This window comes from Asticcacaulis sp., from assembly GCF_027484505.1.
Lineage (GTDB): Bacteria > Pseudomonadota > Alphaproteobacteria > Caulobacterales > Caulobacteraceae > Asticcacaulis.
Map to the genome: position 1 here is coordinate 1 of NZ_JAIXSV010000117.1, position 10,087 is coordinate 10,087.

The 10,087-nt window shown below is 61.9% G+C and carries 12 protein-coding genes; 7 read left to right on the forward strand and 5 right to left on the reverse strand.

Features of this window, described 5'->3' with window-relative positions:
- Nucleotides 1-302 precede the first annotated feature (302 nt).
- The 4 genes from Q0072_RS07040 to Q0072_RS07055 all read left to right on the forward strand — a co-directional run bounded on the left by Q0072_RS07040 (nucleotide 303) and on the right by Q0072_RS07055 (nucleotide 2,607).
- Nucleotides 303-656 carry an Hpt domain-containing protein gene (locus tag Q0072_RS07040; protein ID WP_298327671.1) on the forward strand — a complete coding sequence of 118 codons (354 nt, stop codon included), beginning with the start codon at nucleotides 303-305 and terminating at the stop codon, nucleotides 654-656.
- 63 nt (nucleotides 657-719) lie between these two features.
- A complete protein-coding gene (locus tag Q0072_RS07045; protein ID WP_290798624.1) occupies nucleotides 720-1,043 on the forward strand; it encodes a 2Fe-2S iron-sulfur cluster-binding protein in 324 nt (107 codons plus the stop codon).
- 86 nt (nucleotides 1,044-1,129) lie between these two features.
- Nucleotides 1,130-2,149, forward strand: a complete 1,020-nt coding sequence (locus tag Q0072_RS07050) for a hypothetical protein (protein ID WP_298327675.1) — start codon at nucleotides 1,130-1,132, stop codon at nucleotides 2,147-2,149.
- Complete coding sequence (locus tag Q0072_RS07055; RefSeq protein ID WP_298327678.1) at nucleotides 2,149-2,607, forward strand: NUDIX domain-containing protein; 459 nt, start codon at nucleotides 2,149-2,151, stop codon at nucleotides 2,605-2,607. The genes Q0072_RS07050 and Q0072_RS07055 overlap by 1 nt, the downstream gene beginning before the upstream one ends.
- Here Q0072_RS07055 and Q0072_RS07060 read toward each other — a convergent pair.
- The gene (locus tag Q0072_RS07060; RefSeq protein WP_298327681.1) at nucleotides 2,591-3,103 is read right to left on the reverse strand and encodes an N-acetyltransferase; all 513 of its coding nucleotides are present in this window, start codon (nucleotides 3,101-3,103) and stop codon (nucleotides 2,591-2,593) included. The genes Q0072_RS07055 and Q0072_RS07060 overlap by 17 nt on opposite strands.
- A gap of 55 nt (nucleotides 3,104-3,158) precedes the next feature.
- A complete protein-coding gene (locus Q0072_RS07065; RefSeq protein WP_298327683.1) occupies nucleotides 3,159-4,007 on the reverse strand; it encodes an SDR family oxidoreductase in 849 nt (282 codons plus the stop codon).
- Nucleotides 4,008-4,114: 107 nt separating this feature from the next.
- Here Q0072_RS07065 and Q0072_RS07070 point away from each other — a divergent pair, with 107 nt between their 5' ends.
- Nucleotides 4,115-4,522, forward strand: a complete 408-nt coding sequence (locus Q0072_RS07070; RefSeq protein WP_298327686.1) for a helix-turn-helix domain-containing protein — start codon at nucleotides 4,115-4,117, stop codon at nucleotides 4,520-4,522.
- A 36-nt stretch (nucleotides 4,523-4,558) separates the two neighbouring features.
- Here the strand turns inward: Q0072_RS07070 and Q0072_RS07075 are convergent, their stop codons facing one another.
- The 3 genes from Q0072_RS07075 to Q0072_RS07085 are packed head-to-tail and all read right to left on the reverse strand — an operon-like array spanning nucleotide 4,559 to nucleotide 7,026.
- Complete coding sequence (locus tag Q0072_RS07075; RefSeq protein ID WP_298327689.1) at nucleotides 4,559-5,197, reverse strand: 2-dehydro-3-deoxy-6-phosphogalactonate aldolase; 639 nt, start codon at nucleotides 5,195-5,197, stop codon at nucleotides 4,559-4,561.
- Nucleotides 5,194-6,102 (reverse strand): 2-dehydro-3-deoxygalactonokinase, encoded by a 909-nt coding sequence (locus Q0072_RS07080; protein WP_298327692.1) that lies wholly within the window; start codon nucleotides 6,100-6,102, stop codon nucleotides 5,194-5,196. The genes Q0072_RS07075 and Q0072_RS07080 overlap by 4 nt, the downstream gene beginning before the upstream one ends.
- A gap of 57 nt (nucleotides 6,103-6,159) precedes the next feature.
- Nucleotides 6,160-7,026, reverse strand: a complete 867-nt coding sequence (locus Q0072_RS07085) for an SMP-30/gluconolactonase/LRE family protein (RefSeq protein ID WP_298327695.1) — start codon at nucleotides 7,024-7,026, stop codon at nucleotides 6,160-6,162.
- Between the two features lie 246 nt (nucleotides 7,027-7,272).
- Between Q0072_RS07085 and Q0072_RS07090 the strand changes: the two genes are divergently transcribed.
- Nucleotides 7,273-8,490, forward strand: a complete 1,218-nt coding sequence (locus Q0072_RS07090) for an acetyl-CoA C-acetyltransferase (RefSeq protein WP_298327698.1) — start codon at nucleotides 7,273-7,275, stop codon at nucleotides 8,488-8,490.
- 23 nt (nucleotides 8,491-8,513) lie between these two features.
- A partial coding sequence (locus tag Q0072_RS07095) for an FAD-dependent oxidoreductase (protein ID WP_298327701.1) occupies nucleotides 8,514-10,087 on the forward strand: 1,574 nt, incomplete at its 3' end.

Below are 10,087 nucleotides of genomic sequence, written 5' to 3' on the forward strand. Positions count from 1 at the left end.
GCGTTTCCCCAAGCAATGCGGTTCGATCTTCGCCCATTGGGCATCGGTTAGAATATTGCGGTCCATGAACAGTATGAATCACAATTCGATTCATCTGTGAATCCCCACAAACCCTAGTCTGCCCTTATCGCATCGGGCGGCGGGGCACAGCCTTTCTGACCGTTGGGGTATAAAGGCTCCGGGGAGAGAGACCGGGGCCTTTTTCTATGCCTGTTTACCGGTTGATCCACCGCCCTGACGGCTTGTCAGCTGCCGCAAAACGCCTCACTGTGCCGCGCATTACAGCAAAGTGAGAGGATGTCATGGCGTTTCGTGACCTGTCCGGCGCGGTCGATTTCGCCCACCTAGAGGCCTACACACTAAACGATGCCACGGTGATCGAAGAGGTGCTGCGTTTGTTTCAGCAGCAGGCCGAACTGTGGGCGCCGCTGCTCGATGCCGGTCATCCCGGCTGGCGCGACGCCGCCCATACGCTGAAAGGGGCGGCGGCCGGGATCGGGGCTAACACTTTGTCAGCAGCGGCCGAAGCGGCCGAACGCGGCGATGAGGGCGGGGCGCAGGGACGTCTGGAAAAGGTGCGCGATGCGCTTGATGCCGCCCTGATGGATGTGGCCGCCTATCTGCATGGACTGGAGCTAAACCGTCTCAAGAGCTGAAATCGCTTGTCGGGGCGGGGCTCGGCCGTTAAATGCGCCACAAAACCCTGAAAAGGCCCCACAATGAGCGATGAACTCCATATCCTGTGCACGGACCGCGACGGCGTGCAGCATACCCTGCCGGCGATTGAGGGCTGGCGCATCATGGAGATCATCCGCGACAACGGCCTGCCGATCAAGGCGGAGTGCGGCGGTGCGCTGGAATGCGCCACCTGCCACGTCTATGTCGGCGCGGACTGGCTGCCCAAGCTGATTGAAAAGTCGGATGAGGAAGAGGAAAAGCTGGACGAAGCCTTCCTCGTAAAGCGCAATTCGCGTCTGTCGTGCCAGATCCTGATGCGCGACGATCTCAATGGCCTTGAGGTCACGCTGGCCCCGGAGGGATAACGCTGGTAGCCTAAGGCGCACTGGTGTTAGCGGGGCAAATCGGCTATTCGAAAGGGTAAATGACCCGTTCTCAAAGGTTCGCCCCTATGCGTAAGACCCTTCGTTCCCTGCTGATCACCGGTGTGGCCCTGTTTTCGGCCAGTTCCGCCCTTGCGTGGGGGCCGACGGGCCACCGCATCGTCGGCGAAGAGGCGGCGCGCGCGCTCCCGGCCTATATGCCGGAGTTTCTGCGCAGCGCTCAGGGTGTGGGCGATATCGGCTTCTATTCCAACGAACCCGATGCCTGGAAGGGCGCGGGCAAGGTGCACGATTTCGAGCGTGACTCGGCGCACTTCATCGATCTGGATGATGAAGGCAAGACTCTGGCCGGGGTGCGTCTTCAGGAGGTGCCGCAGTCGCGTTCGGACTTCGACGCCCTGCTGCGCTCGAAGAACGTCATGCCGTGGAAGTCCGGTTATCTCAACTACGCGCTGGTCGATGCCTGGCAGCAGGTGGTCAAGGACTTCGCCTACTGGCGCGGCATGACCTATATGGAGGCGCACGAAAGCGACCCCAAGCGCAAGGCGTGGCTGAAAGAGGCAATCCGTCGTCGTGAGGCCCTGACGCTGCGCGACATCGGCATCCTGTCGCACTATGTCGGCGACTCGTCCCAGCCCCTGCACCTGTCGATCCATTATAATGGCTGGGGCAAGGAATACCCTAACCCGCAGAACTTCACGCTGGAGCCGATCCACGGGCCGCTGGAAAGTGCCTTCGTCAGCGCCAACATCAATAACGAGGACGTGCGCGCCGCCATGTCGGGCAGCGAGCCCTGCACGCTTGCGGCGGAACGCTGCTTCGATGCCAAGCTGGAACGCAACTGGAAATACGTGACGCCACTGTATGAGCTGTATAAGGCCGGTGGTTTCAATGACGGTGATGCGCGCGGCAAGGGCTTTATGGTCGGCCGTCTGGGGCAGGGGGCCTCGGACCTGCGCGATGTGCTGCTCGATGCCTGGCGGGAATCCAAGACCATGGGCTTCGGCTATCCGGCGGTGACCTATGAAGACGTGGTGGCCGGTCGCGGCGATGCGTGGAAGGCCCTGCGCGGCGAAGACGACAAGTAATGCCGCTGCCCGCGCTCAATGCCTACGGGACGAAGGTGGCCGGTCTGACCTATCTGGCCCGCAGCGCCGCCTATGCGCTGATTGTGCGTAACGGGCGTCTGGCCCTGATGCGGCAGGACGGTAAGCTGGACCTGCCCGGCGGTGGCATTGAAGGCGACGAAACACCGGAAAAGGCCGTCGTCCGCGAATGCCGCGAAGAGGCGGGGTTTGAGGTCGCGGTCGAGGCCTTTGTGGGCGAGGTCTTGCAGTATTTCATAAATACGGACGGCAAGCCCTACGCCAACCATGCGCGCATCTATCTGGCCGACATCGTAGCGGAGCGGCCTGAAACCAAGGTCGAGACGGATCACGAAACCGAGTGGCTGACGCCGCTTGACGCCCTGCTGGCGCTGGAAAAGGAGGGCTACGCCGCGGTCCTGCTACAGGCGCTGCGCAACCATCTTATCGACGCAGGATGAACTCCAGATCGGTGGTGCCGCCGACTTTGAAACCGTAATCGCCGACGCGCGTAAACCCATAACCTTCATAGAGTCTCTGGGCGCGGTAATTCTCGCTCCATACACCGATCCATTGCGGCGCATCGCCATAGCGCGCCTTGAGAAAAGCCAGCCCCAACTCCAGCAACTGCTTGCCGAGGCCTGAGCCCTGCGCCTCATGATGCACATAGAGCCGCTTGATTTCGCCCTGCGTGTTCGGATCGGCTTCGGCGTGCGGCAGGCCGACGGGACCGGCCTGAATATAGGCCATGGCCCGGCCCCGGTTATTGCGCACCAGCCGCCAGAACTGATCCTTGCCTTGCGTCTCCTCGCCCAGCACTCGCGGGGCATAGGTTTTGTCGAGATAGGCCGCGAGGTCTTCGGCCGGATAGAGGTGGCCGAAGGTATGGGTAAAGGTCTCGCGCCCCAGTCTGGACAGGTCGCTCAGGTCGGCGTTTTGAACGGGTTGAATCAGCATGGTGGCGTTTATAGACGGTGGGGACGGCGGAGGCTACTCCGCCGCCGTTGAGCGATTACCCCTTGAGGAGCGCCGTCAGCACCTCACGCACCGTCTTCGGAGCCTGACCGGTCAGGGTTTGCACCGTATCCGTCACCCCGTCGAGTTGCCCGGCGCGGATGGCGGCTTCGGCCGAGGTCAGCATATCGGCCACAAAGTCGGGCAGGCCCGCCGCTTTCAGCCCACCGCCGAATTGCTCATCGGTGAGCGGAATGAGGTTCACCGACTTGCCGGTGATGTCATTGGCGATGGCCACGACCTCGCCATAGGTGAGGGCTTCGGGGCCGGTGACGGTAAAGGTGCCGCCGGGGGCGTCACTGAGGGCGGCCGCTGCGGCGCGGGCCGCGTCTTCGCGCGCCACATAGGCCACGCGGCCGTCGGGGGCGGAGGTATAGAACTGACCGCTTTCCAGCGCGTGCGGCAGGCTCATCATCAGGTTTTCGGCATACCAGTTGTTGCGCAGGATCGTATGAGCGATGCCTGACGCCTTGATCGCCTGTTCGGTGCCGTAATGGTCGGGGGCAAAGCTGATCTTGTTGCCCGGCTCGGCATTGGGCAGCGAGGTATAGACAAGGTGCTGCACGCCCGCGGCCTTGGCGGCCTCGATGGCGGCGGTGTGCTGTTTCAGGCGCTGACCCGAAACGGCCAGGGCGTCGGTGGAGATGATCAGCACGCGGTCCACGCCTCTGAAGGCCTCAACGAGGGTGTCGGGCTGGTCAAAATCGGCGGTGCGGGTGGCAAACGGTGTGTTCAGCTTCGACGGATCGCGTGAGGCGGCGATGACGGTGTGCGGGCTGTTTTCGAGCGCCTTCAGCACAAGCTGACCAAGTTGGCCCGAAGCGCCGGTAACGAGGATAGTGGACATGGGATGGTCCTTTCTTTATATAATTCGCATTAGTCTCAAAACGAGATCATGTTCAAAATAGGAAGTTTTGTGCCCCTGTAAAGACGGCACTATTTCGGGAGATAGGGATGAAAAGGGAACCATTGAGCAAGGGCGAGACGCCGGACATTGCCGAGGCCGTTCTCAATGCCGGGTTCGATATTTCGACCTGTCCGGTGCGCGATGTGATGGATCATATCGGCGGCAAGTGGTCGAGCCTGATGCTGCTGGTGCTCTCGACCAAGCCGCACCGCTTCGGGGAGTTGAAGCGCGCCGTGCCAGATATTTCGCAGCGCATGTTGACCCAGACCCTGCGTGATCTGCAACGCGACGGCTATATCAGCCGCCACGTCTTCGCCACTGTTCCGCCCAGTGTTGAATATCGCCTGACGCCACTGGGGGAGTCGCTGATGCCCGCCCTCAGGGCACTGGTGGCGTGGGCGGTCGATAATCACCCGCGCATTGCCGAAGCGCGTCAGACGTTTGATGCGGCATGAAAAAACCCTCTCCTTTATGGGAGAGGGTTGAGCCGTTTAGGCCTTGAGCGCGTTCCAGGCGTCCACAAAGGCGGTCGCCTTGGCGTGGACGATTTCCGGCGTGTCGCCGGGCTTATAGACGCTGGAGCCGATGCCGAAGCCGGCGGCACCGGCCGCCACAAACTCTTTCATATTGCCGGGCTCAACGCCACCGACCGGGAAGACGGGCAGGCTTCGCGGCAGCACAGCCTTGACGGCCTTGAGGCCCTTGGGGCCAGCCAGCTCGGCCGGGAACAGCTTGAGCGCATCGGCACCCGCATCAATGGCCGCAAAGGCCTCGGTCGGGGTGAAGAAGGCCGGGAAGGAGATCAGACCCAGCGCCTTGGCAAAGCGGATGACTTCGGGATTGGTGTTCGGCGAGATGCAGATCTGCCCGCCGACATCGTGCAGCTTTTGCACGTCGTCGAGCTTGAGCACCGTGCCCGCGCCGACAATGGCCTTGTCGCCCAGATGCGCCGCCAGCTTTTCGATGGAGACGAAGGGCTGCGGCGAGTTGAGCGGCACCTCGACCACCTTGAAACCGGCGCTGATCAGGGCGTCGCCGACGTCCAGCGCTTCATCGGGGCCGAGACCGCGCAGAATGGCGACCAGCGGCAGGGTGGCCAGCGTGTCCTGCCAGCGTTGGATAAGGGTCATTTGGAACTCCGGAGCTTGTGAATCGCCCAAAGGCCTGATTCAGAGGCGGCATTGCCGTCGAAGCGGGTCACATCGGTAAAGCCGGCAAAGGCCAGCGCCTTTTCATAAAGATCGACCAGCGCACCGTCGCCGACCAGACGCACCGGGCTCTTGCCGTGGCGTTCCAGTTCGGCGACGATTTCCGCGCCGATCAGAATGCCCGACAGATAGGTCGCCAGATGCTCCGGCGCGATGTGGTTAAACAGGGCTTCGGTGCGCACCGAGAAGATAACCGACAGGAAGGCGCGGTTATACATGCCGCGCTCAACGCCTTTGAGGAACACCTCTTCGTTGTCGGTGCTGTTTTCCATCAGCAGGCCAAGGATCGAATGGGCCTTCAGGACCTGGAACATTTCGCCGGTCATGTGGGTCGAGAAGGATTCGACCTTGCCGCCGCGCACCAGCGCCCACTTGGAATGGGTGCCGGGCAGGACGAGGAAGCCGTCTGACGGATCGGACTGAAGGATGCCGAAAATCTGGGTTTCTTCGCCGCGCATGACGTTGAGCAGGCCCGTGCCGGGGCTTTCGGCAAACAGGCCGGGGACGATGGCGACGTCCAGATCAGACGGGGCCTTGACGAGGCCGTCGGCGAGGGTTTGCAGGCTGGCCGGGCAGGCGGCATAGGGCGCTTCGACCCAGCCCTGACGCGAACCGACCATGCCGGATAGCAGGAAGGGCAGGTGCTCCAGACCGGCGAAATCGCCTTTCAGCACGCTGAGGAGCGCTTGTTCAAAGCTCAGGACGCCGAGGTTTTTCAGGCCGATATTGGCGGCGTGGCGGGCGATGACCTGACCGGCCTCATCATAGAGGAACAGGCGGAAATTGGTGGTGCCCCAGTCGGCGGCGATCAGCGAAGGTGTGGTCATGGCTTTTCCTGAAATCTCCTCCCCTGCATAGCGAAGGGAGGTGGCGGCTGGCTGTTCCTACCCCCTGAACTTTTGCGGTTCAAGGCCGGTATGGCCCCGCAGCAGTTCACTTGGGATTTCAAACAAAGTCCCGGCTTCACGATCATCGGGCTGATCGACGGCGGCGGAGGTAACAAACACGCGGTCCAGCGCCTCACCGGCGAAGCAGACATTGGTGATCTGTTTCGCGGGCAGGGCGATGGAAAAATCGAGCGCGCCGTCCGGCGTAAAGCGGCTGACCTTACCGCCGCCCCAGTGCGCGATCCAGATGCCGCCCTGCGCGTCGGTGGTCATACCGTCGGGCGAACCCCAGTCGTCGGGGAAGTGCACAAACAGGCGCTTGTTGACCGCTTCGCCGTCCACGATGTCGAAGACGAAGACGTCGTTTTCGCCTGAGTCCGTGTGATAGATTTTGCCGTGATCGGGTGAGAAGGTAGGGCCATTGGCCACCTGATACGGGCCGTCCACCTCGATGTGGCTGAGGTCGGTATTCAGGCGATACAGGGCGCCGGATTTCTTTTCCTGCGGCTTGTGCATCGACCCTGCCCAGATGCGGCCCTGATCGTCGGCCTTGGCATCGTTGAGGCGATTGCCCGGCTCATGCGTGAAGGGATTGGCGATATGCTTGAGGATAAAGGGCTCAAGCGAAAGCTCGTGGAAGCCACTCATCAGCCCGGCGATAAAACCGCCCTTTTCCCGCTCGATGACCCAGCCGATATGATCCGGGAAGTACCAGGTCTTTTGCGACCCGTCGGCCAGATAGAAGGCGTGCAGGCGATTGCCCAGAATATCCACCCAATAGACGCACCCGTCACGCCGCGACCACAACAGGCCCTCGCCCAGAGCGGCTCCCGGCTTTGAGCGGCGGATTATCGTATCGGTCATGGGCGTCCTCCGGTTTTTATCAGGCCTTTCTTTTGTCGGACTATAGAAGGTTGCGCAAGGCGTCAAGTTTGTATGATAAATAAGCCGTCTGCACCGAAGGGTCGCACGATTGGCCTGATCCGGAATAATACCGTTGCAAATCAGTGAGCTGCGAAAAAGTGCCGCGAATGTTACCTTACGTCTATCTTGACGTTCGCGTAAAGCGGGCGCAAGTAAGCACCAACCAATAATCTCAGGAGGATGGCAATGGCCAGCTTAAGCCCAGGCGCCTATATTTACGATGCGGTGCGCACGCCGCGCGGCAAAGGCAAGAAGGACGGCAGCCTGCACGAAATCACGGCGCTCGACCTGTCGCGGCAGGTGCTGAAGGGTCTGAAGGACCGCAACGGCCTCGATACGGCACTGGTCGATGACGTGGCCTTTGGCTGCGTCACCCCGGTGGGCGAGCAGGGCGGCGATATCGCCCGCGCGGCGGTGCTGGCGGCCGGCTATGCGGAAACGACCGGCGGCATTCAGGTCAACCGCTTCTGCGCGTCGGGCCTTGAGGCCATCAATATTGCGGCCGGTAAGGTCATTTCCGGCGAGGCCACCATGGCCATCGGCGGCGGCGTCGAAGCCATGAGCCGCGTGCCCATGGGCTCGGACGGCGGGGCGTGGGCCATCGACGTCAATGCAGCCTTCCCGACCTATTTTGTGCCGCAGGGCGTTTCCGCCGATATGATCGCTACCAAGTGGGGTTTCTCGCGCACCGACGTCGATGCCTATGCCGTCGAATCGCATAAGCGTTCGGCGCAGTCCTGGGCCGAAGGGCGCTTCAAAAAGTCGATTCTGCCGGTGAAGGATCAGATGGGCGTCACCCGCCTTGATCACGACGAAACCATCCGCCCCAGTACCGATATGCAGACGCTGGGCGGGCTCAACCCGTCCTTTGCCATGATGGGCGAAATGGCCTTCGATGCGGTGATCAATCAGCGCTATCCCGAAATCGAGCGCGTCAATCACGTGCATACGCCGGGCAATTCGTCGGCCATCGTCGATGGCGCGGCCGCCGTCCTGATCGGTTCGGCCGAAGCCGCCGCCCTGTCGGGGCTCAAGCCGCGCGCCCGTATCAAGGGCATGGCTTCCATCGGTTCCGAGCCGTCGATCATGCTGACCGGTCCGTCTTACGCCACGGAAAAGGTGCTGAAAAAGCTCGGCATGAGCGTGTCGGATATCGACCTCTACGAACTGAACGAAGCCTTCGCCTCGGTCGTGCTGCGCTACATGCAGGCGCTCGATATTCCGCATGACAAGATCAATGTCTGCGGCGGCGCCATCGCCATGGGCCACCCGCTGGGGGCCACGGGTGCCATGATCCTCGGCACCGTGCTCGATGAGCTTGAGCGCACGGGCAAGGGGACGGCACTGGTCACGCTGTGCGTCGGCGGTGGCATGGCCACGGCCACGGTCATCGAGCGGATTTAAGAACAGTCGAGGGAGAAAACACAATGGAATGCTTCAAAACCGAACTCGACGCCGATGGCATCCTGCTCTGCACCTTTGACGTGCCGGGCAAGACGATGAACACCTTTACCAAGCAGGCGCTGGCCGACCTGCAGGCCATTGCCGAGCGCGCCAAGACCGACGCGGAGGTCAAGGGCGTGGTGATCACGTCGGGCAAGACGACCGGCTTCTGTGCCGGGGCCGACCTTGAAGAAATGCTGGGCGGGGCCTGGGAAGCAAAATCGGACCCCAACGATCCCGAAGGCGCGCTGAAGGCCGGTTTCGCCGCCGCCTTTGAGATGAACCGTGTCTATCGCCAACTGGAAACCTGCGGCAAGCCGGTAGCCGTGGCGCTCAACGGGCTGGCACTGGGCGGCGGTCTGGAACTGGCGCTCGCCTGTCATTACCGCGTGCTGAATGACGGCCCCAAGACGCAGGTGGGTCTGCCGGAAATCAAGATCGGCCTCTTCCCCGGCGGTGGTGGTTCGCAGCGTCTGACGCGCCTGATCGGGGCACAGGCGGCGCTGATGGCCATGTCGGAAGGCAAGAGCTTCAAGCCGAAGGACGCCCTGTCCGCCGGTATTGTGCACGAGGTGGTGCCGGTCGGTCAGGAGGTCGAAGCGGCCAAAACCTGGATCAAGACCAAGGGAGACCCCGTCGCCCTGTGGGATAAGAAGGACTACAAACTCCCCGGCGGCGGCCCCTACCATCCGGCGGGTGCGCAAATCTTCATCATGGCCAATGCCCTGCTGCGCAAGCAGTCCTATGGCAACTATCCCGCCGTGGTGAACCTGATGCGCGCCGTCTATGAAGGCCTGCAACTGCCGTTCGACAGCGCCATCAAGGTCGAAAGCCGCTACTTCGTCAACACCCTGCAAACCCCGCAGGCCAAGGCGATGATCCGCACCTTCTTCTTCTCCATGCAGCAACTGGGCAAGGGCTCCGGCCGCCCGTCGGGCGTGGAAAAGACCGACCCGAAGCAGGTGGCCGTTCTGGGCGCCGGCATGATGGGCGCGGGGATTGCCTATGTGTCGGCGCAGGCCGGTATCCGCGTCATCCTGATCGACCGGGATCAGGCCGCCGCCGACAAGGGCAAGGCGCATTGCGAAGGTCTGGTCAAAAAGGCCGTATCGCGCGGCAAGATGACTCAGGAAAAGGCCCAAGCCCTGCTCGACCTGATCGTGGCGACGCCCGATTACACGCAGATTGCCGGTTCCGATCTGGTGGTCGAGGCGGTGTTTGAAAACACCGAACTGAAGGAAAAGGTCACCAAGGACGCCGAGGCCCAGCTCTATACGGGCGATAAGGCCGAAACGGCGATCTTTGGCACCAATACCTCGACCATCCCCATCTCGCTGCTGGCCAAGGCCTCGGTCGATGCCTCGAAATTCATAGGCATCCACTTCTTCTCGCCGGTGGACAAGATGATGCTGGTCGAAATCATCCGCGGCAAGGAGACGTCGGACGAGACTCTGGCCAAGGCCATCGACTACGTGCTGAAGATCCGCAAGACGCCGATTGTCGTCAATGATGCGCGCTTCTTCTATGCCAACCGCTGCTTCATTCCGTTCACCGCCGA

Excerpts from the sequence above, each read along its gene's own strand:
- Q0072_RS07040 (WP_298327671.1), top strand. The coding sequence starts at position 303 with ATGGCGTTTCGTGACCTGTCCGGCGCGGTCGATTTCGCCCACCTAGAG.
- Q0072_RS07045 (WP_290798624.1), top strand. The coding sequence starts at position 720 with ATGAGCGATGAACTCCATATCCTGTGCACGGACCGCGACGGCGTGCAG.
- Q0072_RS07050 (WP_298327675.1), top strand. The coding sequence starts at position 1,130 with ATGCGTAAGACCCTTCGTTCCCTGCTGATCACCGGTGTGGCCCTGTTT.
- Q0072_RS07055 (WP_298327678.1), top strand. The coding sequence starts at position 2,149 with ATGCCGCTGCCCGCGCTCAATGCCTACGGGACGAAGGTGGCCGGTCTG.
- Q0072_RS07060 (WP_298327681.1), bottom strand. The coding sequence starts at position 3,103 with ATGCTGATTCAACCCGTTCAAAACGCCGACCTGAGCGACCTGTCCAGA.
- Q0072_RS07065 (WP_298327683.1), bottom strand. The coding sequence starts at position 4,007 with ATGTCCACTATCCTCGTTACCGGCGCTTCGGGCCAACTTGGTCAGCTT.
- Q0072_RS07070 (WP_298327686.1), top strand. The coding sequence starts at position 4,115 with ATGAAAAGGGAACCATTGAGCAAGGGCGAGACGCCGGACATTGCCGAG.
- Q0072_RS07075 (WP_298327689.1), bottom strand. The coding sequence starts at position 5,197 with ATGACCCTTATCCAACGCTGGCAGGACACGCTGGCCACCCTGCCGCTG.
- Q0072_RS07080 (WP_298327692.1), bottom strand. The coding sequence starts at position 6,102 with ATGACCACACCTTCGCTGATCGCCGCCGACTGGGGCACCACCAATTTC.
- Q0072_RS07085 (WP_298327695.1), bottom strand. The coding sequence starts at position 7,026 with ATGACCGATACGATAATCCGCCGCTCAAAGCCGGGAGCCGCTCTGGGC.
- Q0072_RS07090 (WP_298327698.1), top strand. The coding sequence starts at position 7,273 with ATGGCCAGCTTAAGCCCAGGCGCCTATATTTACGATGCGGTGCGCACG.